Below are 25,897 nucleotides of genomic sequence, written 5' to 3'. Positions count from 1 at the left end.
TTATAGGACTTTGAATGATTTAATTTAAAGAATTTTATATATTTTAATCCAAGTATTTTTTAAGAATTTTTATTAGAGTTTGAGGATCAATTGGCTTTGTGATGAATTCATTTGCTCCTGCAAGAAGACATTCTTCTTTTTCATTATTAAAACTGAATGCTGTTTGCACAATTACAGGTGTATTTTTATTAATTTGTTTAATTCTTTTTATTGCCTCTAAACCACCAATTTCAGGCATTCTTATATCCATTAGAATTAAATCAATTTGTTCTTCTTTTTGGCAAATCGAAATTGCTTCGCTTCCATTTTTAGCCCATATCACATCTGCATCTGTCATCTCAATTATTGCGTTTAAGTAATTAAAGTTCGACTTTACATCTTCTGCAATAAGAATTTTTCTAGAGGTATAATTTAAACTTACAGCTTTTAAATATGATTCATTTTCAACTTCTGTGGGCTTTGAATTCTCAAGAAATTTTAGTCTAGTCTGCCCAGATCCCGATAATCTAAAATAAAAATTGCTTCCCGTTCCTTCTTTTGAATGAAACCAAATCTCACCATCCAATAAATCGATGAATCTTTTACAAAGTGCTAATCCAATACCTGTTCCTTCAAAATTTCTTGTTGAACTATTTTGACCTTGTCTGAAAATATTAAAAACTTCATCTTTCATACTGGAAGGAATTCCAACACCAGTATCCTTTATATAAAAAACAGGAGTTTGACTGTTTTCCAAGTAATAACCAAATTCAACACAACCTGATTTGGTAAATTTATAGGCATTATCAAGTAGATTTTCAAATATTTGCAGGAGTTTAGATCTATCAGTAGAAATGTTTAATTGCTCACAACCATCAGGAATTATAGCTTTCAAAGTAATATTGTCATTCAAATCTTGAAATTTCCTATATTTTAGATCTAGATCGTGTATTGCAGAATTTACATAAAAACATTCTTTATTAATAGGCATTTGATTGGAATCTATCTTAGAAACATCAATCAAATTATTTACTTGCTTTAGTAATTTTCTACTGTTCTTTCCTATTAGATTTATAAATTCTTCGTGTTTTTTTTCATTAATATCCTTATCATTCAATAGGTTCGAGAACCCCACGATAGCATTTATTGGTGTTCTAATTTCATGACTAATGTTGGAGAGAAATGCACTTTTTAGCTTATCAGATTGTTTTGCCTCTTTTTTTGCCTTCTCTAGTTCATTTTTCGTTGTAGAAATTATGATTAAATCCTCAATTGATTTTTGATTGAATAAACATGCTTTAACAGAAATTGCAAACTTTTTAATTACACTAATAAGTTGAGTTTGCTCTTTTTGAGTCCATATCGCATCTTTAGAAGAATAAAGTACTAAAAACCCGATATCTGCCAGTTGGTAAAAAGTTATAGCTCCATCCTCTTTACTGAAATTAATTATCTTGGAAACATCGCTAGTTAGTTTTTTAGAGAAAGAAGATGAATCATTAAAACAGTTCTCCAGAAATAAAGATTCTGGAATATATTTATCATTAACATTTTTTTGTGGATATGAATAAACAAGCTTATATCCAGTAGTAATATCACAATAAGGAAGACATGAATTTTGGATCCACATGCCACTAAAATCTATTTTTTTTTGTGACATTAAGGTTCTTAGAAAATTATTACAATTTTCATCTAGGTCTAAAGATTGTCCTATAGAAAGGGACAATTTATATAAAATCGAAATATCTTTTATCGTATTATTTATATCCATAATAATTGTAATAGGAATAAACAATTAACTGTTACTCTATAAGTAGTATTAAAAGAATAACTTGAGGGTTTAAAATAATCCTCTATAACCAATACTATTATTTGAATTAATAGCAATAATCTATTTCTTCAAGTAAAGGATTATCTTACAATTTTAGTGAAATAAAAAGATGATTAATATTTGGTTTTGATTAATGGTCATATTGGGCTTGTCAAGCAGCTTATTTTAACAGTAACTAAAAAAATCCAGTTTAATATTAAACTGGATTTTTTTCTTTTTATCTAATCTTTTTGAAAGATTCATTTACTTCATTACATAATCGTTCAAAAACCTGATCTTCTTCTCCAACTCCATCTACCCAATCTATTTTAAATTGCTTCTCATAGTATTCATTTACCTTTGCACTTCTTTTATCGTGCTGTTCGAGTCGATGAATTATAATATCCGTATCAGCATCATAAGCTCTACGGCTATATGTTTTACCTCTGGCGGTTAGTCGCTTTATTGATTCAAGAGTGGAAACATTTAAGTTAATAGTTGCGGTAACTGTTGACTCTAATTTTCTTAATAATCCATCTAGAATATAAGCTTGAACAATAGTTCTTGGAAATCCTTTAAAAATAAATCCATTAGCATCAGAGTGCTTATGAATTTGACGTTCAATTAGTTTGATGGCTATTTCATCAGGAACAATATCTCCTTTCTCTATGTAAGTTTGGGCACTTTTACCCATTTCCGTTCCTTTTTTTATTTCCTGACGCATTAAATGACCCGTGGAAATGTAAACTAAATTGAATTTCTCAGCTAATTTACGACCTTGCGTACCTTTTCCTGATCCCGGAGGTCCTAATAAAACGATATTAATCCACGATTTTTCTAATGTAAGATCAACAACAGAGGTCAGCCTGTCGAATATTTCGTTTATACCTCCCAGACCGTCAATTCCATGATATATATCTTTTTCCTTATAGAAGTTTGCTACTGGTGCTGTTTTCGTTTCATATTCTTTTAAGCGAACCTCAATTACTTCTTTTGTATCATCCGGACGGTTTTCCTTTTGAGCACGTTCCAGCATTCTATTGCGAAGTTGTTCTGTAGGCACCTCAAGGCTCAACATACAATCAAGCTTTGTATTCATTTTAAGCAAAAGACCTTCCAGTATATAGGCCTGTACAGTAGTTCTTGGAAATCCATCAAAAAGAAAACCATTAACTTCGGTATTGGTTTGTATCCGTTCCTCAATTATCTGAACAATTATTTCATCTGGAACTAATCCTCCCTTTTTTATTATATCAATTGCTTGAAGTCCTAAATCTGTCCCTTCTGCAATTTCAGTTCTAAGAATATCACCAGTAGAAATATATGCCAAATTATATTTTTCAACAAGCATTTTAGACTGAGTACCTTTACCAGCCCCTGGGGGACCAAATAATGCAATATTTAACATGTTGATTATATTAAGATTTATTTTGTAGTAATAAAATCAAAAATAGTAAAAATTGTTATAGCATATATATGGCTTATAATTTTTGATTGAACCATTTTAGTGAAGTAACATTTCTAAGTTAAAATACCTTTTTCTGCATAGAATAATAGTGCTTGAGAGCCAACAGATAAAGTGTAGTAATCCAATTAATAAGAACGTTGGGAAAATTGGACCAATCCAAAATGAATAGTTAACTATAGAGAAAAAAATGTAGGATCCAATGAGAACAATGCTGCCAATAAATTCAAATTTCCAAACTACAATTAAACCTAATAGCATTAACATGTTAGCTATAAAAAGCTTTATTTCCTGATTACTCATTAGATTTATATCGGGTGCTCCAATTTCAAGAGTAAACCAAATGAAAAATAGGAATAAAAATATCCCCAAACATCTTGCTATCCATCGAAGTATTGTGATTAATAATTTCAAATTAAATTTTCTATTAAGAGACAAGGAACATTACTCGCCTTCTCTCAAATATAACCGAATTAATAATTATTTAAAAACCGAAATGAAAATAATCGCTATTTCCCTTGCATTGTATAGGTAATATGTGCCTGAATATTAAATAATTTATATTGACTTTTTACTTATAAAAGCTTATATTTTTTAGAGAAACTCTTTTAAACGAAAAATCATGAATGCAAATTATATCTGTCCTCATTGCCGTAGTTATTTAAATGTTGCAGATCGAATTGTAATTGCTGCAAAAAATGAAAAAGGTAGAAATGGTGTACTATTATTTAGCATCCATTTAGGAGATTACGAAATTTTAAAACATTCCAGTTTTGAAATGGAGGAAAATGAGCAAATCAGCTTTTTTTGTCCCTGTTGCAAGAAAAGTCTTAGACATGAGAAGATTCATGAAAATATTTATAGAATATTAATGCATGATGAAGAAGATCAGGAGTATCAAATTTTATTCTCTGGTATTTATGGTGAAAGATGCACCTATCAAGTAAGTCATGAGAATGTGTATTCTTATGGAGAACACGCTTCTAAATACCTTGATTTTGCCAATTTAATACAAATGTCATAAAGATGTTACAGCGACATATCCAGAATCCATTGATTCTACCCACTCAAGTGAATCCCTCCAATCTATCGTACAAGGTTTTGGGGGTTTTTAACCCTGGTGTAACAACTTACCAGGGCGAGGTTTTATTATTGATGAGAGTTGCTGAAAATTGCCTTCCTGAAAAAGAAAATATTACAATACCATTTTACAATGAGAAAGGTGCAGATGTTATCCGAATTAAAAAGGATGACAAAGATTTAATTTATAAGGATACAAGAGGATATCTTTATAAAGGAAAGGATTACCTATCAACTATAAGCCATTTGCGTCTGGCACGAAGTAAAGATGGTATTCATTTCACGGTTGAAGATGCACCATTTATCTACCCTACTCTTGATTGTGAATGTTTTGGTGTGGAAGATGCCAGAATTGTTAAATTTGGAGATGTATATTATATCAATTATACTGCTGTTTCCAGTGATGGTTATATAACTGTTTTGGCAAAGACATCCGATTTTGTCAATGTTAAAAAGATGGGGGTTATATTTCCACCTTTAAATAAAGATGTTGCACTTTTTCCAGAGAGAATCAACGGTAAATATATTGCGTTACACCGACCTGATAATAAAGGATTTGGTTTACCATCAATTTGGTTGGCAAGCTCTCCAGATTTACTATACTGGGGAGATCATTTCTGTTTATTGCGTCCAGATGGATCTTCTAGTGAAAGTCAAAAGATAGGTGCTGGATCCTCACCAATTAAAACAGAGTATGGATGGTTGGTACTTTATCATGCTAAAGGTGATAATAGTATTTACTCCCTTAAACTATTACTTCTAGATCTAAATAATCCTAAAAAAATTATCAAAAAAGCAGATTGTCCGGTATTCCTTCCTCAATTGGAATATGAAAAGAATGGATTTTTCCCCAATGTTGTATTTACTAATGGTATGATAGAAAGGGAAAATGGAGAATTATGGATTTATTATGGTGCTTGTGATGAATCTGTCTGTCTGGCTATAACAAGTATATCTGATTTGTTAAACTATTTGAATTAATATAAAATTATGAGAATTGCATATGTTTCAACTTATCCTCCTATTGAATGTGGATTAGCTACCTATACTAAATATCTAAGCGATTCTGTTAGACGTGCAGGTAAAGAAGTATTCATATTCAGTCAACTTGGAGCGCAAGGAAAGGATGTTTATGAGGTTTATTCACCTAAAGCGAATGACATTGCAGGTAGATTGTTCTTTTATGTAGAAAGATTGGCTCCGGATATTGTGCATATTGAACACGAATTTGGTTTGTTTGGAGATCAAAGAGGAGTTCAAATTGTAGAATTTTTAATCCGCTGTAATTTATCAGAAACACCAGTGGTAACAACCATGCATACTGTTTTTGAGGATCTTAAATTTGAAGAAAAAATAATAGTTCAGCATCTACTAGATTTAAGTTCTTCAATTATTGTACATGAATCCTTCCAAAAAGATATTTTGTTGAAAAACTATAAAATATCAAATCCAATACATGTGATTCCACACGGGGTTCGGGAAGTTCGCCGAAATGAAAATGCCAAAGAGCTACTGGGTTTACAAGGCAGAGATGTTCTTTTATTAGCAGGTTATATCAGATCAACTAAGAATTTCGAAAGAATATTCAATATTTTGCCAGAGCTTATTAGGAAGAATAAAAATATGGTTTTATTGATGGCAGCTAGAAATAGAATTAATGAACATTCACCATACAAACTTGAGTTATATCAAAAGCTTAAGGATCAATACTATTCAGATCATATAAAAGTACTATTCGGGAAATTTCCCCAATCAAGTCTGGATAATATTTTGTGTGCAGCAGATATAATGGCTTTACCTTATATTAAAGGTGGACAAAGTGGTGTATTAGCACAAGCATCTGCATTTCATTTACCTGTTGTGACTTCACAATTGAAGAGTTTTAAAGATTGGGTTTTAGAAGTTCAAGGAGGTTTAATTGCGGAATCGGATGAAGACTATATACGACATATCACTAATTTATTTCAAGATGATGATTTAAGAAATCAATTGAAAGAGAATATCAAAATTAGCAATAAACAAAGAAACTGGACGGTTATTGGGAAACAGCATTTGAAACTCTATAATAAATTGATTAAGCCACCAATTTCAAATGCAGAATTTTATTATTGTAACCCAAAACAGATTAATAAGGAACGTATTTTCTAATAATAATCCATATTGTCAAATATATCCTTTAACTCAAGTGAAGCAATTCCAGATCTTGAGTCAGCCATTGCATAAGGCAAAATTAATTTACCTTGATGGATCAAAGCCCCGCAGGAATAGATAACATTAGGAACATATCCATTTCTATCACTTTCATCCGGAGTTAAAAATGGTTCTTTTAAGAGTCCTATAACTTTTGTTGGATCTTTGATATCCAATAAAATCGCACTTATACTATAAGTTCTTACTGGTCCAACACCATGAATTAAAAGTAACCATCCCTTTTCCGTTTCGATTGGAGAACCACAGTTGCCGATTTGAAAAAATTCCCAGTAAAAACCAGGAGGTTTCAGTAATATAGGTTTCTCCCAATATTTAATATTGTCTGAGAACATGATATAAAGATTCTCATTATCGTTTCTTGATATTGTTACAAATTTGCCGTTTATTTTTCTTGGGAAAATAGCCATCCCCTTACCTTTAGATCCTTCTCCTAATAGAACAGATACTTTAAAATGACAAAAATCTACTGTTTCAATTAATTGAGGTAAAGCTGTAAATCCGTTATAAGCAGTATAAGTAGCATAATATACATCTCTCCCATTCCCATTCCCATTTTTAAAGAGGACAAAGCGAGCATCCTCTAAGCCTTTTATCTCATTTTCTGAAATAGGAAAAATAACTCGTGAGCTAAGATCTAATTCAGCAGAGAATTTTATTTCATAATTGGCATTTGCTAACCACATTAAAATTTTTATTCCATCCTCACAGCTGCGACTTACTTTTTTTTGTTTCCCTTTCTTCTTTTTTCTGAAATGACGAATTCCTTCTTTAAGTTCATCAAAAGTAAAATCATCCAATAAATTATCTAAAATTTTGGCAACACTTTCATAGGATTTTAATTCCTTCAATTTTAAAATAAAATCGTCTTTATGATAGGATGGATCTGGAATACGATCAACACGCTCTACTAGAGCACTATTTTTCTGTATAGCTAAAACACCATTACTTTTGATGATACCTCTACGAAAAACAATGGAGGAAATATGTCCCTCTCCTACAGCTCTAAAACTTAATATCACTTTTAATCTATTGGAATCAGAATCAGCTTGTGATGGATGTACAACAATAGATGGATTAAAAAGTGCAGCTGATTCGATAGAATATTCCATCGTAAAATAGGAACCGATAAGCAGCTTTTGCTCTAAAGAGAAATCGTTTTCAAATTTTATTTCCTTAATGATTAGATCGAAATTGTCTTTAAAAATTCTTTTAATATTTCGATGACGACCCGAAAAACTTTTAAGTGTTTTTTGTAGAATATCACCGGCTTGTTTTTGAGTTAAAAGCAATATCCGTTCAAATATATTCTCAATTCGTTTGGGATTTCCTGGGGTGAAAAATCTGGTTACAACTCTTGAATCATCGGGAGTAAAATGAAGTAATTGTTTTTGTATTTTGATTGTTTTTCGGAAAGAATTCATATTTCTGATTTTTCAAAATGCATTCAATTAAATATACAAAAATCAAAAGTGAAAAGAAATAAGAATAATCTAGACTTTAATGTTTTAATACAGGAAGTGATATTTTGTAACGAATACAAAGTATTCGAATAATAATAATACAACTAATTGTTAGGAATTGATTAATTGCAAGAGATAAACCAATATGATTTAGACTCACAAATAATATTCCCCCAAAAACACATGCTGTTGCATAGATTTCTTTTCTGAAAATTAGAGGAATATCATTGCATAAGGTATCTCTAATCACGCCTCCCATTACTGCTGAGAAAAGTCCCATAATTATTGCAAGTAATGGATGGATATGCAAGGACAATGATTTTTCTATACCTATTATTGTAAATACTCCAATCCCAATTGTATCAAAAAGGAATAATGTTTTTCTGAGTCCCATTATGAGAGATTTAAATAAAAAGGTGAGTATTACTCCCAAGGTAATTACAAAAATATAATTCGTGTCACTAACCCATCCAACTGGGGTTGTTCCAAGTATAACGTCTCTAAGAGTTCCACCACCAATGGCAGTAATAAAACCAGTAAAATAAGCACCAAAAAGATCTAACTGTTTATTCGTTGCAGCCAAGGTGCCACTTATTGTAAAAACTAAAGTTCCTAACAGATCAAGAAAGTATAGTACCGTCATAATTTAGTGTGATAATAAGTGCGTTAAATTTATAAAAAATAAAGGATGAAACTTAATATGTTCCATCCTCTATTTCTTAATTATCACTTTGTTTTATCCTTGGGCATCTACAACAGCTATTGCCGTCATATTGATGATTTCGCGCACAGAGCATCCCATTGGAACGATGTGAAAAGATTTTGCAGTACCAAGAAGAATAGGGCCAATATTTTCATGACCACCTAAATCTTTCATTAGTTTATAGGCAATATTACCGGAACTCAAGCTTGGGAAAATAAAGGCATTTACATCTTTCCCTTTAATTTTATTAAAAGAAAAAGTACTGTCTCTTAATTTTTTATCTAAGGCAAAATTCATTTGCATTTCCCCATCTACCATCAGTTCAGAATGGTCAGCATGCAATTTATCAATAGCATCGCGAACCTTGAGTGGACTACCTTTTCTTACAGATCCAAAATTAGAATAGGAAACCATTGCCATTACAGGTTCAATATTAAATTTCCGTAAAACTCTTGCTGTTGTTAAAGTAGTATCCACAAGGGATTCAGCTGTAGGTTCCGCATTTACCGTTGTATCTGCAAAGAATAAAGGTCCTTTTTTAGTCATGATGATATTCATGCCGACCAATGTTTTCATTCCTTCCTCCATACCTATTACTTTACTGGCAATATTTAAGGCTTGGAAATATCTGGTAGCATAACCTGAAATAAAAGCATCAGCATCGCCATTTTCAACCATCATTGCACCGAAATAATTACGATCGAACATCTTTTCGATAGCTTCTTTACATGTTAAGCCTTTTCGACCTCTTTTTTCGCACAAGATATTGGCATAATGAATTCTTCTTTCTTTTTCTTCCTTACAACGAATATCAATAATTTCAGCACCTTCAAGATCTAATTCATTTTCAGCAATAATTTTATTGATATTATCCGGATTTCCTAATAAAATAGGTTTGGCAATACCGTCATGCAAGGCTATTTGCGCAGCTTTAAGAACATTAAAGTTATTTGCTTCTGCATATACGACTCTCTTTGGCTCCCGTTTTGCGTTATTGAAAATGGTTCTTAGAAGTTGATTTTCTGTACCTAAGCGTTGTTTTAGTTCTTCGGAATAAGCATCCCAATCTTCAATTTTTGATTGGGCAACTCCTGAATCTACAGCAGCTTTTGCAACAGCAACCGCTACATTCGAAACCAATCTTGGATCCAAAGCCTTTGGAATAATGTAATGTCGCCCAAAAACAATATTTGCCTCGTTATAGGCGGTGTGAACCGATTCTGGAACGGACTCTTTAGCGAGGTTTGCTATTGCGTACACCGATGCAATTTTCATTTCTTCATTAATTGCAGTAGCTCTAACATCCAAAGCACCTCTAAAAATATAGGGAAATCCTAATACATTATTAATCTGATTTGGTTTATCAGATCTGCCTGTTGCTACAATAATATCTTCACGCGCATCCATTGCGTCTTCATATGATATTTCAGAAACAGGATTGGCCAATGCAAATACCACTGGATTTTTTGCCATAGAACGAACCATATCCTTACTAAGGATACCTCCAACTGACAATCCAAGAAAAACATCAGCATCAACTAATGCTTCTTCTAATGTGTTAATTTTACGATTGGTTATAAATTGCTTTTTCTGCTCATTTAAATTTGTTCTTTTATCGTTTATAACTCCCCTACTGTCACACATTACTACATTTTGTGGTTTTACTCCAAGCGAGATGTATAGCTTTGTACAAGCAATTGCAGCTGCACCTGCTCCATTTACTACAACTTTTACATCCTCTATTTTCTTTTCGCCAATTTCAAGGGCATTTAATAATCCTGCTGAAGATATTATAGCTGTACCATGCTGATCATCATGCATTACTGGAATATCCAACTCGCGTTTTAAACGTTCTTCAATTTCGAAGCACTCCGGAGCTTTAATATCTTCCAGATTAATTCCTCCAAATGTTGGAGCAATCGCTTTTACAGTTTCTACAAATTTGTCAACATTCGTTGCATCAACTTCAATATCGAAAACATCAATGTCTGAAAATATTTTAAAAAGTAAAGCTTTTCCCTCCATTACAGGTTTTCCAGCAAGTGGGCCAATATCACCTAATCCTAGAACTGCAGTTCCATTAGAAATTACAGCTACTAAATTCCCTTTTGCAGTATAACGATAAGCATCGCTATTGTTTTTCTCAATATCCAGACAAGGATCAGCAACTCCAGGAGTATATGCTAAAGCTAAATCTCGTTGTGTGCGATAAGGTTTTGTTGGAACTACCTCGATTTTTCCCGGACGACCTTCTTCGTGGTATTTTAAGGCTTCCTTTTTTGTGATTTTTGCCATAACAGCTTTTGGTTTAAATTAGTTATACAGAATCTTTACGATTCTAATTGTTTGTTGTCGGCTGCAAATATGGCAATAAAAGCTAAGGGAATTTGTACTTAATGACTGAAAATCAGTAATGAAATTGTTATTTAATTGACTTACTATCAATTAAAAATCAATGCAAATAGAGGAAAAATTCCAGATTATAGGAGATATGAAAATCAACATCCTATTTTCTAATCGAAGTTGCTTAATGTTGACGTAATAAAATAATACAAAATGTTACCTGGTTTTATATTTGGCAACCGTTTTGCACCGAATTTTCCGGTTAATGAACTCTGCAAGCTTGCAAAGACCTCCAAATTTCTGTCAAGTTAACTCTGCAAGCCTGCAAAGTTCATTTTTTTTCCATCGAGTCAACTTTGCACGTCTGTAGAGTTCATTTTTTTTTAGGAAGAGCCAACTTTGTAAGCCTGCAAAGTTCGTTCGATTATTTTCTTGTGATCCCTGCAGACTTGCAGAGTTCGCTGAATTATTTTTTCACAAGCTTTGTAAGCTTGCAGAATTCATTAAATTTTAAAAAAGAGTACTTTGCAGGCTTGCAGTACACATTTTCCTGTATTTTATACCAAATCACACTTTGGATGCATTTACAACATGAATTCAGAATTGGTTAAAAAAAGATTTGCAAAATTTAAAAGTTGAGATGAATTCTATATAAATCAAAAGGGATACTTCTTTTGAAGTATCCCTTTTGGTTTATTTCTGTTCTAAAATTATTTCACTAAACCTTTGATGGTTGAAATTGTAGAAACAATATCTTTACGTGTAGGAGCAATAGTTTTAGCTTTAGTAAGTTCAGTTAAGGCCATTTTGAAAAAACTCTGTGCTTTTACTGATTCTGCTTTATATTTTTCTGGTTGAGTATTTGCAACAGGAGTAGCAGCTTGCATTATTTTTGCACCTTTATTATAGTATAAAGTTCCTAAGCTCAAAAATGCATCAACTTGCATTTTTGATTTTAACTCACCAGCTTTTTTATATAACCCTTCAGCAGTGTCAAATTTATCAGCTTTTTGAGCTTTTTGGCCTTCAAGTAAATAATGCTTGGAAAGCATGGTAATCATTTTAGAGTTTTTGGTTGGACAAGCCTTAATTCCAGCTTCTAAAGTAGCTATCATATCATCAGATTTTTTCTGATGCTTTTGAGCTAAAGCCTTAAAACGATATGCACTAGAGAGTTTATATTCTTTCTCAATAGCTTGTCCAAAATACTCCTCAGCTTTTGCAAAATCTTTTATTTTAATAGCACAATAACCTGAATTAAAAATTAATGCTGGATCTTCAAATGTGTCTTCCGCAGACATAAATTTTTCGAAATTCATCAAAGCTGTTTTGTAATCTTTGCTTTTTAAAGCAGCATTACCTTCGTTTTTTAATTGTGCAGCTGACTGAGCAAATACATTGGTTACACATAAACAAACTGCAAAAATTAAAATTAATCTTTTCATATCTTATTATTTTATGATTAAATATTAAATCTGTTTCCTATTTAAAAGCAAGCCTAAAATTAGCCATTTCATCCAATTATCAAATAAAATTTGAAAAAAAATAATCTTGAATGATCATCCATACCCTGTTTTCTATTTGTTTTCAGTTAAACTTACAGTCTTTATTTTAATGTATTTTTCATCTAAAGTATAATTGTCAAACTTTGTAAGATCATTGCTTTTAATCAGATAAGTTAATTTTCGAGTATAAACACTTCTTAATTCGGAATAAGAGCTAAGCAATGGTACTAAAAGAAAAGGATTCTTTGACTCCAATCTTTCCTTTCTAAATTTTTCATAGGCATTAACAGTAGCAATAGTCATAAAATAGTCATTAACGGATTCTTCTATATTGGCGTATTTTCTGACGTAAATTTTAGTAGAATCCCGTCCAATTAAGGCTTGAATTCTATCTTCTCCTGAGTAATATGACCAAATTCCAAAAATGTTATTAGCTTTTTCGAAGAATCGTGAAGATCCCCAACCAGATTCCAAGGCTGCCTGTCCTAAAACGATACTTGCAGGATGTGGCTTTAACCTCCTTTTTAATTCTTCCGAGTCGGAACACTTATATGCAACATATAAATTATTCAAAAAAACACTATCCTTAATATATATTTTTGGTTTATTTATTAAATATTTTTCAATGTGCTCTATTCGTTTTATTTTCTGGTTAAGAGTGTGTTGCGCATACAATATGGAAGGCAAGAGCATATTAATAAACTTCTCTTTTTTTTCTTTGACAGGAAGTTCGTGTAATGAAATTACTTTAGTATATATATAAGGTATGATAGTTTTACCATCAAAAGAATGTACATCCTGAGGTGTATTAATTTCAGCGTATTGAGGAATAATAAGATCTTCTTTATAAGTAGTATTATTACAACCAATAATGAATATCAAAATGAATATAAGAGGAGTTAAATTCCTTCGCATGCTAAATTTTTGACGTTTTCGGCTACTAAAATAACATTTTACCTGTTGGAACTATATAAATAATCATAGAATTCTAAATTTTTCATTCAATTATATCTGAGAATTCAGAATTACAATATCTCCAAAACCTGGTGTCGTTTCGTTAAAAGAATCTTCTAGCTTGATATTATTTGCGATAGCTTGAATTGTTCTAATTACACCTCCATGCGTAAAGATAATTACTCGTTGAAAATCTTTAGATTTTAATTCTTTCCAAAAATTTAAAACCCGGTCGTGCAGCATAACAAAAGATTCTCCATTAGAACATTTTTTATTTACAAAATCTTCCATCCAAATTGGTAATAATGGATCTTTAATTTCGTCCCATGCTTTACCTTCCCAATCTCCAAAATTGAGTTCCATTAAACGAGTATCTTCAATTGCAAGATCAGGATATAAATCTTGTGCTAGTATTTTACATCTGGAAAGAGGACTTGTATAAAAGGCATCAAATTCAATATCTGTCAATTTCTCTTTTAATACTTTCAGTTCCTCGGGGTAGGTATCTATTAATTCCACATCTTTTTGTCCATAACAAATTCCTTTTTCAACATTAACTTTAGTATGTCTTACTAAATAAATTTCCATTATTCTAAATTTTGTAAATGAGTCGAATCTCAATTAATATATATGATTTAAGATTACTATATAGGAAAGATAGAATACAATTTCACAAACTTGTTGAGTAGCTCCAATACAATCTCCAGTGAAACCACCTATCCATTTGTTAAAATATCTTCCCAATAAAATTTTGCTAAGATAAACAGGAATTAAAATCAATAAAAATTTGATGTGTCCTAAAAATAGGATTGGAAATATTCCTGTGATAATTGTAAAAAGGAAATTACCCACACTCAATTTCTGTGTGTAATTCTTGGCTTTTGAATTTTCTACTCGGGCATATTGGTGTGTGTTAACAAGTGTTGCTGCCACCATTCTTGTAGATGTATGAGCAGCAATTAAAATCAAAGGAAGTTGGCTTGCAGAAATGGAATATTGACAAAAGTACTTTGTCAGAATAAGAAATACAATTCCAGTTACCCCAAAAGCCCCAATTAGAGAATCTTTCATGATTTCCAGAATTCGCTCACGTGTCCATCCACCGCCAAATCCATCACAAACATCCATAAATCCATCTTCGTGTAATCCCCCGGTAAATAATACTGTAAGTCCCATGCTAAGAATAACTGATAGCTGAAATGGAAGGAATATATTTGCCAAATAAAAAATTAATCCGGCAAATGTTCCTATAATAAATCCAGATAAAGGGAAATATTTAATTGCTTCATACTGATATTCTTTTTTGAATTTAAGCCATTTAGGAAATGGAATTCTGGTGAAAAAAGATAATCCAGTAAAGAAAATATTTATCTCCCGTTTAATAATAATCATACGCTATGTTTAAACAAATTCTAACTTGCAGTTACTTTATCGCTATTACTAACTCCGGCATCTTCAAAACTAGCCATTTGGTTTAGGAAGTTAACTGCCGATTCGATTAATGGATAGGCTACAGCCACTCCGGTTCCTTCCCCTAAACGCATTTCTAAATCTAGAATAGCACGAGCATTTAAACATTCTAACATATGTTTGTGTCCACTTTCGTTAGATTTATGTGTGTAAATGCAGTAATCAAGAACCGTAGAATTTATTTTTGATGCAGCTAGTAATGCAGAGCTTATGATGAAACCATCTACCAGAATAATCATTTTTAATTCAGCGGCTTTAAGCATTGCTCCAACAATCATTACTATCTCGAATCCGCCAAAATGAGTTAAGATATTTTCCACCGTATTTTCAGTTTTGTAATTAGAAATTGCTTTAGATAGAATTTCAAATTTCTTTTTCAATCCTTCGTCATTCCAGCCTGTGCCACGACCAACGCATTCTCTTAAATCAAGATTGGTAAAATAGTGAAGTAAAATTGCAGCAGAAGAAGTGTTTCCAATTCCCATTTCCCCAAAACCAATAATATTACAACCATTATGGTGAATTTTTTCTATTAAGTCAGCACCTTGTTTTAAGGCGTGTTCAAACTGATCTTGACTCATTGCTGCCTGACTTAAATAACTCTTTGTACCATAATCTATTTTTGCATTGATTACTCCTGAGTTTTTATCGAAATCATGATTTACACCAGCATCTATAATTTTAATGTCAATACCATTCTGGCGGCTAAAAACATTTATTGCTGCTCCACCATTTAAAAAATTAGCAACCATTTGCCAAGTAACTTCTTGTGGATAAGGGCTAACACCATCCAGAGCAATACCATGATCAGCGGCAAAAACCATGATTGTTGGATTTTTCAATTCCGGTGATAAACTGTTTTGTATACAGCCAATCTGAATGGCTAAATCCTCTAAAATTCCTAATGATCCAATTGGCTTTGTCTTAAAATCAATTTTATGCCTTAGAGATTCTTTTAATTCTGTATTTGGTTTTTCTATGTTGAATTTCATGATTTTATTAATTAAGAACGTGAATTCGATTAATAGCTTTAAATTGTATGCGACTCTTTAGATTCGCTTACACCTGCATTTTCGAAGGATGCCATATCATTGATAAAGCTAACGGCACTTTTTATAATAGGATAACAAACCATAGCGCCAGTTGCTTCACCTAAGCACATACCTATATCTAATATTGGTTTTCCTCCAAGTTGCTTAAGCATTTTGACATGTGCTTTTTCATTTGATTTATGACCAAATAGACAATATTCAAGCACCTTGCTATTTATTTTAGATGCAGCCAACAGAGCTGATGTAATGATAAATCCATCAATTAACATACACATTTTAAGCTCTGCTGCTTTTAAGATTGCACCAACGGTCATGACTACCTCAAATCCTCCAAAATAACTTAGAACATCCATTGGATTTTTACTTCCTTTATATTTACTTAATCCTTCATTTAATAATTCAAATTTGGATTTTACCCCATTAGTATCCAAGCCAGTTCCTCTACCAACACATTCTTCCAAGGGTATATTTCCAAGCAAACTAAGTATCAAAGATGCGGAGGAAGTATTTCCAATTCCCTTTTCTCCAAATGCAATAAAATTGCAACCATTCTTGTGTATTTCTTCAACTACTTCAGCACCCGACGAAATACACTTTAAATACTGCTCTTTCGTCATGGCAGATTCAAACCGGTAATTTTTTGTGCCATATGCAATTTTCTTATTAATGATATTAAGATTAGGGGCAAAGTCATGATCAATTCCTGCATCCACAACCTTAAAATCTATTCCATGCTGACGGGAAAACACATTTATGGCTGCACCACCCTGCATGTAATTATATAACATTTGGTAGCTTACTGATTTCGGATAAAAACTGACACCATCATCTGCAATTCCATGATCTCCAGCAAAAACAACCACGGTAGGATTTTGTATCTGAGGCGAAAGATTTTGTTGAATCTTTCCGATTTTAAAAGCTATTTCTTCTAAGACTCCTAACGAACCAATTGGTTTTGTTTTACTATTAATCTTATTCCACAAGTCTTGATCCTTTTCGGTTGATAAAGGAGTAATATTAAATTGAATCATATTTATTGTGATTTTGTATTTGCACCAAGCAATGCTTTCAAATGATTTAAGTTAACAATCAGTTGCTGTTTTGTTTTATCATTAGTTTCATTTTGGATAGCAATTTGTAGGTCAGGAATTGCATCTGTCCTTTCCAGCAATAACAAAGCTTCTGATGCTTTACTTCTAACATTAGAATCTTGATCTCTAAGCATGCCTGGAATCCATTTTTTTGCTGACCAACAAGCTAATTCTATGACTTTATCGATGGCTTCTAATTTTTCTTTTGTGTTCCCTGAAAGATTCTTGTAATATGTGGATTGTATTTTTTCCACTTTTTGATCAAAAATTATTTCATGTTTATAAAAATCAGGACGAATAATTTCACTTGAATAAGAAATTAATTTTTGATTGGTTGCCCATCTAATCATTCGTGGTAGCATCCATCTCATTCCAGGAGTACTTTCGGGATGACCAACAAAAGATGCAACTTTTCCCTTGCCAAAAGATGAAGTCACAATAAAAGGTCGGTTAACTGTCATGTTTGCAGGGCTTCCTTCTACAGTGTGTATATCAGAAAGCATGCTGGCCAATTCTATTTTTGGAGCATCATCCTTTACAGGGATTAATATTGGACCTTCATAATATTGACAAAACGATACGGTGCGATTTTTTAGCTCTGGAAAAATATCTATTCCTTTTTTTGTTAAGGCAAATTTGGTAAGACCATATCCTCTATGATCATGCTCAATATCAATAGCTTCAAATCCATTTAATTTCAAACATGGATAATCGGGTGTATTGGTCATGATATAAGCTCCCGCACAAATTCCAACAACAGCAATTCCCTTTTCTTTTACCAAATATTTTACTCTTTCTATTCCTAATGATCCAAGACTCTCTGTTTCTGCTCTGCCACTACCACCAGGAAACACAATTGCATCAAATTGAAGAATTTCATCAGACATAATTTGACTTGCTCTGATAATTTCACAATCAATATTCGGATCTATTTTTAATGCTTCCATTGCATCTGTTATACACCAGGGACTGTCACCATTAATATTAAATACTCCAACTTTTATTTGTCTGCTATTTTCTTTTAGTTCTACTCGTTTACAAGCTGGCGAAAATAGAAAAACAAGATAAATAACGAGCAAAATAGATTTTTTTGAGAGTTTCATATTGATAATTATATGGTAAAGTTAAAGGGTGTTCTTTATCTCGACAGGAATACCGGAAATGATAAGGGTTACTATATCTGCCCTCTGGGCAATCCATTGATTAATTGTTCCTTGCAAATCATTAAATCGCATAGCTATTTTATTTTCCGGATGTCCTCCTAATCCCAATTCATTGGTAACAACAATCCAATCACATTCTTGATTGAAAATATTTTCCAATTCACTTTGTGCTTCGTTTAGCGATTTAATATCGTCCTCTCCATTATCAAAAAAGAAATTGTTCAGCCACAGAGTAATACAATCTAGTAAAATAACCTTACCTAAATAGTTATGCTTACTAAGAAATTTTTCCTCCTCAATAGTGACCCATTGATTTCCTCTACGTAGTTTGTGTTTTTCAATTCTTCTTAGGTGATCTTCATCCCAAACTCTTGAAGTTGCTAAATAAATAGGATGATTTGTTAAAGAAAGAACTAAATTTTCGGCAAATTGACTTTTTCCAGATCGCTGACCTCCAGTAATTAAATGAATCATTACGAATTTCTTTAATGCTAAGTGTAAAAAATTTTCTGATTAATTTGGGATGAAGTTACGAATTAAAGAAGCGCAATAAAATAATTATATCCTATTTAAGAGCAGCATTAAAGAGAAGTAAAATAACAATAATAATAAGTATGAAGAGGAAACAAACAGCATGATTTATGTAGGCAACTCGGGAGATTTCACGGTTTTCTATTATCCTGTCAACAGCTCCAATGTAAGGCTTATATACACTTTTACCACCATAATTATGAGTGCCTCCAAATCTACAATTTAAGATTCCTGCTAATGCTGCTTCGGGATAACCAGCATTCGGACTATTATGTGCCCGACCAAATTTAAATACAAAAAGCAATGCTCTATAACTAAAGCTTACAAGGACCATTAATACTGCGGTAAGTCGCGATGGAATATAATTAGCCACATCATCCATTCGTGCAGCAATTCTACCAAATAGAATATATCTTGGATTTTTATAACCAATCATCGAATCCATAGTATTAATCATTTTATAGCACATCATTCCTGGAATCCCTGCAATGGCATAGTAGAATAAAGGAGCAATAACTCCATCTGAAAGATTTTCTGATAATGTTTCAAATACGGCCAAACGAATTTCATTCTCAGACAGCCCGGAAGTATCCCTTCCTACAATCCAAGATAGGCGCTTTCTTCCCGCATCTAATCCATTTAATTCTAATTGATGAAACACTTCAAATCCTTCTTGCAATAGACTTTTATTTGCCAATCCGTAAAACACGAAAACGGATACAAATAATACATACACGATCTCATTAAATTCCCTTAATTCATTAACGGTTATTTGAAAAAGGAAGAATGTAAATACAGCTAAGCTAATTGCAAGAATTGCACCTCTTAATAATTGATGCTTTCCTTTATTTAATTTTTCATCGAAAAAAGCGATAGTATTTCCAAAGCCAACAATAGGATGAGGGAGTTTTCGTGGATCACCCAAAAGCAAATCCAAAATGTAACCAAATACAAGTGGTAGAATAATTAATTTAATTTGCTCCATTTGTGCAATGCCTTTATTAGTAAATCATTTTTTTTAGCAGATTGTGTTGCAATCCTGATGAAGGAGGAATTCAGGCCTCGAAAGTTACTTGCATCCCGAATTAAAATTCCAAATTCTGAAATTAGAAATTTTTTAAGCTCAAAAGCGCTGCTTTTTTCTAGTTCAACCAAAAAATAAGGAGTTTTAGAATTGTGAATTTTTAATCCTGAAATTCTACTTAGTTTTTCAGTAAATTTCTTTTTTTCTGATTTATAATCCTTTATGGAAGGCAATAATTCATTTTTATGATGTAGTAAGTATTTCCCTGCTTCAATTGCAAAGGAATTTACCGTCCAGGGAGCCTTGTAGAATTCAATTTTCTGTACTAAGGTCTTGTTTGTAATCAAATATCCTAATCTCAGGCCCGGAATTGAGAAGTTCTTGGTTAATGATTTTACAATTATCAAATTTTTATAATCATTGATTAAATCTATTGATGAAGAAATATCATCAGTAAAATCAATATAAGCTTCATCCAAAATAAAAGTGGTATCTGAATTAATTTTCAACAAATTGACCAAAGCAGTTTTATGCAGTATACAACCTGTCGGATTATTTGGATTACAAATCCATAACAAATCATCTGGAAACTTCTTGATTTCTTCTAATTCATTCCAATTGATGAAAGAAATTTCATGTTCATTTAACTTACAAGCATCTTCATATTCTGAAAAAGTAGGGATTACTATACAAGATTTAGAACCTTTAAAGGACTGTGCTATAAGGTAAAAAGCTTCAGTAGCTCCATTCGTTATAATTAGTTGTTCTACATCAACTTCTAAATCTATGGATAATTCCAACCGCAAACTCTCAGCTGATGCTTCCGGATAGCTTTTAATTAAATCCCAAGAATTAAACAGGTGCTGTTTTAATCCAACCAAAGGTGCACCATACCAAATATTGGTACTGAAATTTGCTTTAATAGCAGATGTAAATAGATAAGCATCATCGCCATGACCATGTATCATACTGAAAATAAGCTAATAATGAGAAGTAGAATAGATTGAACCAATTCTATATTTAATATTAAATATAGGTGCAATTCACAAATGTAATTACATCTGTAAACTACAGAAACCCACATTAAAGAATTATTTCTTTAATTATAGTGGTCTAATTACTGAATCTCCAGAGCACCTACTAAATCACTGATATTTTGTACTTTATGGCGAATCATATACTCCTTAATACCTTCAACTACTTTTACAGTAACTTGTGGATCTATGAAATTAGCTGTACCAATTTGAATTGCACTTGCTCCGGCAAGAATAAATTCAATAGCATCTTTAGCATTCATAATACCTCCAAGACCAATAATAGGAATATTTATAGCACGAAACACTTGCCAAACCATTCGCAATGCTACTGGTTTCACACATGGACCAGACAAACCTCCTGTGATAGTAGATAACAAAGGTCTTCTGCTTTCTGCATCTATTGCCATTCCCAGCAAAGTATTAATTAAGGAAACAGAATCAGCTCCTTCTGCTTCAACGGCTTTCGCAATTTCAGATATATCTGTAACATTAGGAGACAATTTTACCATTAAATGCTTATTATAAACTTTACGTACTGCTTTAACCACCGAGGCTGCAGACACGCAGCTTGTTCCGAATGCCATGCCACCTTCTTTTACATTTGGACAAGAAATATTAAGCTCTATTGCAGGAATACGATCTAATTCATTAATCATAGAAGCTGTTTCAATATAGTCTTCTATGGTCGATCCTGAAACATTTACCAATATATTGGTATTATAATGTTTAATTCTCGGATATATATCGTTACAAAAGTTTTCTACTCCTTTATTTTGAAGCCCTACTGCATTAAGCATTCCTGAAGGAGTTTCAGCCATTCTGGGATATGGATTACCTTCCCGATGATGACGAGTTGTACCTTTCACCAGAATCCCTCCTAATCGGTCTATATCAATAAAATCATCAAACTCTTCGCCATAACCGAATGTACCCGATGCTGTCATTACTGGATTTTTCAGGCTCAAGCCTTTAAGATTAACCTCTAAATTTACCATGTCAGATCATTTATATTGAATACTGGTCCTTCAGTACAAACACATTTATTTCCGGTTTTAGTTGGTGTAACACAGCATAAACAAGCACCAAACCCGCATGCCATGGTATTTTCCAGAGAAACTTCACACGGGATATTTTTTTCTTTTGCATATCTGGCTACAGCTTTCATCATTGGCTCAGGCCCGCAAGTGAAAGTGTAGTCAAAGTTTTCGTTTGTAAGTATCGAATGTTGTGTTGGATATCCTTTATCTCCAAGAGATCCATCTTCTGTGGTAACTAAAATACGTCCGTATGCTTTATATGCATCCATTTCAACGGCGTCTATGGCAGAACGAACTCCAAGAATAGTAGTAACCTCATTTCCTGCTTCTTTCAAGTGTTTTGCCAGATATAAAAGAGGAGCTACTCCACAACCACCGCCAATCAATAAAGTTTTGGAGCTGCTAGGAATTGAATATTGATTTCCTAATGGGAAAACCAGATTTAGTTTATCTCCTGAAACTAATGTACCCAGTTTTTTTGTGCCTTCACCAATTCGTTTGATGTATAATTTAATGGAATTTTTCTCGTAATCAACAAAGTGGATTGATAATGGTCTTCTTAAGAATGTTTGAGTAGAGTTTTCAACCAAAACATTAACAAATTGCCCTGGTTTAATTTCAGGAAGTGGCTCATAAGCCCTGATTTCCAGCGTAAAATGCTCATCATTAAGTTCTTCTCTGTGCAGTACTTCAAAGTCCTGTACTAATTTTTTCATATTGCCTAATAGTTTAATCTGTTAAGAATAAATCGCGGCAAAGATAATTTAAAAAACGCTTAAGATGGGTTGTATTCTTTAAAAGTTTTATCTGTATAAAACACAACAACTTTTTCAATTTGCTTACCTGGAACAAATGAATTCATCTCTAATATTGGTTCTTTAACGTTCTCTGAATGCAGTTGATTTTCTCTGTTAATTTTAGGTGGTTGAATAACAGGAGTTTCAAGGTGTATTTCTTTTTCATTTGGCTCTGTTTCAAATAAGGAGTTTGCATTTTGTGTCTTATACATACTACCTATTCCTAATAGTAGCCATTCTCCATTCACTTTAGGAAAGGCTTTCATCACTTTTTGAATAAAATCTGTACTCGGATTATTTCTACCAGATAATATATGTGATATACTAGAGCGTTGTACTCCAATGGTATCTGCAAATTTGGAGGAGGTTAATCCTTCACTATTTAAAAGTTGGACTATTCTATTTTTCATTATTTATATTGGATGTTTAAGGTTTACACATGTTAACTCTATCCTTGTTACAAATATAGTTAAAGTTTCACAAAAGTCAAAAGTAGCACAGAGGGTTAAATTACATTTGTGGATTACAAAAGGAAATTACAACGATTACATTTGTATAGTAGCTTATTACTTATTTAGGTTACTTTCGGAAACATTAAATTAGCAGGTTATCTGAAAGTAAGTCAAGTATACTTATCCTGCTACAATTGGGTGTATTTAATCTAGAAGAATCTTAAATAGATCCTTAAACAACACCGTCACTAAAGTCCATTATATTAATGATTTGAGTGGTGTGAATTGATATTACACTTGTAATTAATCAATTAATTTACAAGTGAATACCTTATATTAGGAATAGCTTAAAATATACTTAAAGTAAAATACATCCAAATTGATGCAATCTATTGATAACAAGATCAATAATTTATATAAATTTACAAGAACTCTTTGTTTTCACGAGGATTGATTACATACGTAATCAAATAATATAAGGTATACTTCAATTGATCCATGTAATATACTGGTTATTAGAATAAAGACATTATTAAACAACTCCTGTATTGTGATTTTGTAAATAAGATATAGGTTAATTATAGACATGAGGATTGTAAACATTCCTGTTAATTGCTATATGGTATGACTTAATTACATTTGTACAAAACGTTGTGTGATGTAAAATTCACACTCTTTTTAAATGTGTTTCCGATTGTAAATAGTTGTAGTTTTCTATATCATTACAAAAATTTATATCCGTAAACAAAAATTTCATAAAAGCTTGGCTATAAACAACTCTGAAGAAGAAATTGATGACATATGGCTACTTCATTTATAAATACCATATTCTAAGATACTTTAGGATGTGAAAAAAGCTCTATACTCTCTTTATATTAGAGAATTAAAGTTTATTTTTTAGTGATGTAGAAATTGATTGTTTTATTCTTAAATGGTTTCTGTATGACAATTTTTGTTTTAACTAATCTTATTAATCTTTTTTTGAGCTATTTATTTTTAGAAATCCTGTAACAAGAATATATATCGCGAAACCTACTATTAAAATTCTAAGAATAAGATTCCGATTATTTACACTCCCATTACTTAGTAAATCTCTACTTAATGCTGGTATCATAAATAGGACTAATATGAATATAAGTCCTAGCATTAACCAGGTAAGAATTCGCTTTATCTTTTGTTTTCTTTCGGATTCTATAGGTGATCTTCTTTTTTTTGATTTCCTATTTGATTTAGATTTTGGCTTTATTGGTTTTTTAATTGCTAATTTATTTTTGATTTGTTGTCCAATTAAAAACGCGAATATGCAGAATCCTATTAAAATGTATAATTCTTTATTCATTTAAATAATTTGAGTGGAGTAATCCTTTAATTGTTTCCTTTTACTTGATAAATTATTGCAATGTTTGGATAGTAAATTCCAAAAATCTGAAGAATGATTCTTCACAATTGTGTGGCAAAGCTCATGCAGAATAACCATATCTGAAAGTTCTTCGGACAAACGCATTAGATGTAAACTTAAATTGATTTTATTGTCATGAGAACAAGATCCCCATCGGCTTCGGGTATTTTTCACCTTAAGTGAATGATAAGAAAATCCATGTTTTTTAGCTAAATATGTAATTCTATTTGGGAGATAATAATTTGCCTCGCATCGTAGTGTTTCTATTATCGAATTACGAATAAAGTTTTGGAGCTGATCATTTTCTACTTCTAGTGATTCCGGATAAAAAACCTTCAGAAAGCCACTATCAAGCTCAGTAGAAAAAAAATTTGTCTCCCTTGCCATCAACTTCAAACTATGAAATTTAGTTTTAAAATCACAATTGATTGAAAAGACTGTGCAACTATTTTCCTTTTGTTCTTTTTTTATTTTGTTTTTTAAAATCCAAGCTTTATTCTTATTGGCAAATTCTATCCCTTCCTTATAAGATATTCCAAAAGGAAGATTAATCCAAATTCCCTTATTGGGAGCCATACGTATAGATAAGCGCTTGAATCTTCGACTCCTTTTTAGGCTCACTTCACCTATATCTTCAAGTATGATTATTTTTTCAATGGGCATAAAAAAAGCTTTGCGATATGCAAAGCTATTAGAAATATCTTTTCGATATCATTTTTCCTTCACTAAATTACTAAGCCTTTCAAAGGAATTATCAACACCTTTGAGTAGATCCGTGAAAATTGCTTTATAATAAGACTTCACCAATTTATGATTGTCTTTTCCATCAGGATGATTCACGCGTGCAATCAATTGGTTTCTGGCTATGATAGTATCTCTAACAATATCCAAAACCTTTTCGTTCTTTCCTGGATGCAAATAGTTGTAATTGTAACAATCTGAAATTACTTCAAAACTAAGGTAATCGATATCCTTTTTTAAGCGCTTTATACTTGCCATATCTTTAATTTTTGAAACGTATTGAAGCAGATTAATACTGCTATTGTGAAGCAAAGGTACTAAACCCTTATTAATATTCATATCAACAAAAGTGTAATATTTTTAATGTGAAAAACTGGAATTGATTAGAGAACTAAATATTCCCGGAGTTCATCTATATTGATCACCTAAAATTTAGATAATAAATCAATCCTGTCCTAAACGTTTTTCCACTATCATTATCTCAAACTAGAATCGCACATTTCAGTGGTATTTAAGTCATATTCTAAAATAGCACCCCCTGGATTGCAATTATAGGCTTTGGTTTTGGTTGATCAAAAGGTTCATCGAGCCAT

The 25,897-nt window shown here is 32.0% G+C and carries 25 protein-coding genes; 3 read left to right on the top strand and 22 right to left on the bottom strand.

Annotation, left to right across the window (positions count from 1 at the left end):
* Positions 1–43 precede the first annotated feature (43 nt).
* The 3 genes from DLK05_RS00120 to DLK05_RS18510 all read right to left on the bottom strand — a co-directional run bounded on the left by DLK05_RS00120 (position 44) and on the right by DLK05_RS18510 (position 3,668).
* On the bottom strand, positions 44–1,750 hold the full coding sequence (locus tag DLK05_RS00120) for a hybrid sensor histidine kinase/response regulator (protein WP_127341938.1): 1,707 nt from the start codon (positions 1,748–1,750) through the stop codon (positions 44–46).
* 277 nt (positions 1,751–2,027) lie between these two features.
* A complete protein-coding gene (locus DLK05_RS00115; protein ID WP_127341937.1) occupies positions 2,028–3,197 on the bottom strand; it encodes an adenylate kinase in 1,170 nt (389 codons plus the stop codon).
* Between the two features lie 96 nt (positions 3,198–3,293).
* On the bottom strand, positions 3,294–3,668 hold the full coding sequence (locus DLK05_RS18510; protein ID WP_438830175.1) for a DUF7670 domain-containing protein: 375 nt from the start codon (positions 3,666–3,668) through the stop codon (positions 3,294–3,296).
* 208 nt (positions 3,669–3,876) lie between these two features.
* Here DLK05_RS18510 and DLK05_RS00110 point away from each other — a divergent pair, with 208 nt between their 5' ends.
* The 3 genes from DLK05_RS00110 to DLK05_RS00100 are packed head-to-tail and all read left to right on the top strand — an operon-like array spanning position 3,877 to position 6,482.
* On the top strand, positions 3,877–4,278 hold the full coding sequence (locus DLK05_RS00110) for a hypothetical protein (protein ID WP_127341936.1): 402 nt from the start codon (positions 3,877–3,879) through the stop codon (positions 4,276–4,278).
* Between the two features lie 2 nt (positions 4,279–4,280).
* Complete coding sequence (locus DLK05_RS00105; protein ID WP_127341935.1) at positions 4,281–5,315, top strand: glycoside hydrolase family 130 protein; 1,035 nt, start codon at positions 4,281–4,283, stop codon at positions 5,313–5,315.
* A gap of 9 nt (positions 5,316–5,324) precedes the next feature.
* On the top strand, positions 5,325–6,482 hold the full coding sequence (locus DLK05_RS00100; RefSeq protein ID WP_127341934.1) for a glycosyltransferase: 1,158 nt from the start codon (positions 5,325–5,327) through the stop codon (positions 6,480–6,482).
* Here the strand turns inward: DLK05_RS00100 and DLK05_RS00095 are convergent.
* The 19 genes from DLK05_RS00095 to DLK05_RS00005 form a co-directional block, all read right to left on the bottom strand.
* Positions 6,479–7,966: a glycoside hydrolase family 130 protein gene (locus DLK05_RS00095; RefSeq protein ID WP_127341933.1), complete on the bottom strand. Its 1,488-nt coding sequence runs from the start codon at positions 7,964–7,966 to the stop codon at positions 6,479–6,481. The genes DLK05_RS00100 and DLK05_RS00095 overlap by 4 nt on opposite strands.
* A gap of 76 nt (positions 7,967–8,042) precedes the next feature.
* Positions 8,043–8,648, bottom strand: coding sequence for a trimeric intracellular cation channel family protein (locus tag DLK05_RS00090; RefSeq protein ID WP_127341932.1), 606 nt, complete (start codon positions 8,646–8,648; stop codon positions 8,043–8,045).
* Between the two features lie 93 nt (positions 8,649–8,741).
* Positions 8,742–11,003, bottom strand: coding sequence for an NADP-dependent malic enzyme (locus tag DLK05_RS18505; RefSeq protein WP_127341931.1), 2,262 nt, complete (start codon positions 11,001–11,003; stop codon positions 8,742–8,744).
* 758 nt (positions 11,004–11,761) lie between these two features.
* Complete coding sequence (locus DLK05_RS00080; protein WP_127341930.1) at positions 11,762–12,496, bottom strand: tetratricopeptide repeat protein; 735 nt, start codon at positions 12,494–12,496, stop codon at positions 11,762–11,764.
* Positions 12,497–12,628: 132 nt separating this feature from the next.
* Positions 12,629–13,471 (bottom strand): glucosaminidase domain-containing protein, encoded by an 843-nt coding sequence (locus tag DLK05_RS00075; protein ID WP_127341929.1) that lies wholly within the window; start codon positions 13,469–13,471, stop codon positions 12,629–12,631.
* A 90-nt stretch (positions 13,472–13,561) separates the two neighbouring features.
* Entirely contained in the window at positions 13,562–14,098 is a 537-nt protein-coding gene (cobC, locus tag DLK05_RS00070) for an alpha-ribazole phosphatase (protein ID WP_127341928.1), read from the bottom strand.
* Between the two features lie 33 nt (positions 14,099–14,131).
* Positions 14,132–14,902, bottom strand: a complete 771-nt coding sequence (gene cobS, locus DLK05_RS00065) for an adenosylcobinamide-GDP ribazoletransferase (protein ID WP_209319622.1) — start codon at positions 14,900–14,902, stop codon at positions 14,132–14,134.
* Between the two features lie 20 nt (positions 14,903–14,922).
* Positions 14,923–15,972, bottom strand: a complete 1,050-nt coding sequence (gene cobT, locus DLK05_RS00060) for a nicotinate-nucleotide--dimethylbenzimidazole phosphoribosyltransferase (RefSeq protein ID WP_127341927.1) — start codon at positions 15,970–15,972, stop codon at positions 14,923–14,925.
* 38 nt (positions 15,973–16,010) lie between these two features.
* Positions 16,011–17,063 carry a nicotinate-nucleotide--dimethylbenzimidazole phosphoribosyltransferase gene (gene cobT / locus DLK05_RS00055; protein ID WP_127341926.1) on the bottom strand — a complete coding sequence of 351 codons (1,053 nt, stop codon included), beginning with the start codon at positions 17,061–17,063 and terminating at the stop codon, positions 16,011–16,013.
* Between the two features lie 2 nt (positions 17,064–17,065).
* Positions 17,066–18,226 (bottom strand): biofilm PGA synthesis protein PgaB, encoded by a 1,161-nt coding sequence (locus DLK05_RS00050; RefSeq protein ID WP_127341925.1) that lies wholly within the window; start codon positions 18,224–18,226, stop codon positions 17,066–17,068.
* Positions 18,227–18,247: 21 nt separating this feature from the next.
* Complete coding sequence (locus DLK05_RS00045; RefSeq protein ID WP_127341924.1) at positions 18,248–18,760, bottom strand: bifunctional adenosylcobinamide kinase/adenosylcobinamide-phosphate guanylyltransferase; 513 nt, start codon at positions 18,758–18,760, stop codon at positions 18,248–18,250.
* A 91-nt stretch (positions 18,761–18,851) separates the two neighbouring features.
* Positions 18,852–19,802, bottom strand: coding sequence for an adenosylcobinamide-phosphate synthase CbiB (gene cbiB, locus DLK05_RS00040; RefSeq protein WP_127341923.1), 951 nt, complete (start codon positions 19,800–19,802; stop codon positions 18,852–18,854).
* Complete coding sequence (locus tag DLK05_RS00035; protein WP_127341922.1) at positions 19,784–20,809, bottom strand: pyridoxal phosphate-dependent aminotransferase; 1,026 nt, start codon at positions 20,807–20,809, stop codon at positions 19,784–19,786. The genes cbiB and DLK05_RS00035 overlap by 19 nt, the downstream gene beginning before the upstream one ends.
* Before the next feature lie 149 nt (positions 20,810–20,958).
* A complete protein-coding gene (locus tag DLK05_RS00030) occupies positions 20,959–21,873 on the bottom strand; it encodes a dihydroorotate dehydrogenase (protein WP_127341921.1) in 915 nt (304 codons plus the stop codon).
* A complete protein-coding gene (locus DLK05_RS00025) occupies positions 21,867–22,631 on the bottom strand; it encodes a dihydroorotate dehydrogenase electron transfer subunit (RefSeq protein WP_127341920.1) in 765 nt (254 codons plus the stop codon). The genes DLK05_RS00030 and DLK05_RS00025 overlap by 7 nt, the downstream gene beginning before the upstream one ends.
* Before the next feature lie 59 nt (positions 22,632–22,690).
* Complete coding sequence (locus tag DLK05_RS00020) at positions 22,691–23,122, bottom strand: helix-turn-helix transcriptional regulator (protein WP_127341919.1); 432 nt, start codon at positions 23,120–23,122, stop codon at positions 22,691–22,693.
* A 1,012-nt stretch (positions 23,123–24,134) separates the two neighbouring features.
* Positions 24,135–24,503: a hypothetical protein gene (locus tag DLK05_RS00015; protein ID WP_127341918.1), complete on the bottom strand. Its 369-nt coding sequence runs from the start codon at positions 24,501–24,503 to the stop codon at positions 24,135–24,137.
* The gene (locus tag DLK05_RS00010; RefSeq protein WP_127341917.1) at positions 24,504–25,226 is read right to left on the bottom strand and encodes a M48 family metallopeptidase; all 723 of its coding nucleotides are present in this window, start codon (positions 25,224–25,226) and stop codon (positions 24,504–24,506) included.
* Positions 25,227–25,274: 48 nt separating this feature from the next.
* Positions 25,275–25,643: a hypothetical protein gene (locus tag DLK05_RS00005; RefSeq protein ID WP_209319621.1), complete on the bottom strand. Its 369-nt coding sequence runs from the start codon at positions 25,641–25,643 to the stop codon at positions 25,275–25,277.
* Positions 25,644–25,897 lie beyond the last annotated feature (254 nt).

Origin of the sequence: Ancylomarina longa, assembly GCF_003996985.1 — a bacterium.
GTDB lineage: Bacteria > Bacteroidota > Bacteroidia > Bacteroidales > Marinifilaceae > Ancylomarina_A > Ancylomarina_A longa.
This window is presented reverse-complemented; position numbering and strand designations above follow the sequence as displayed.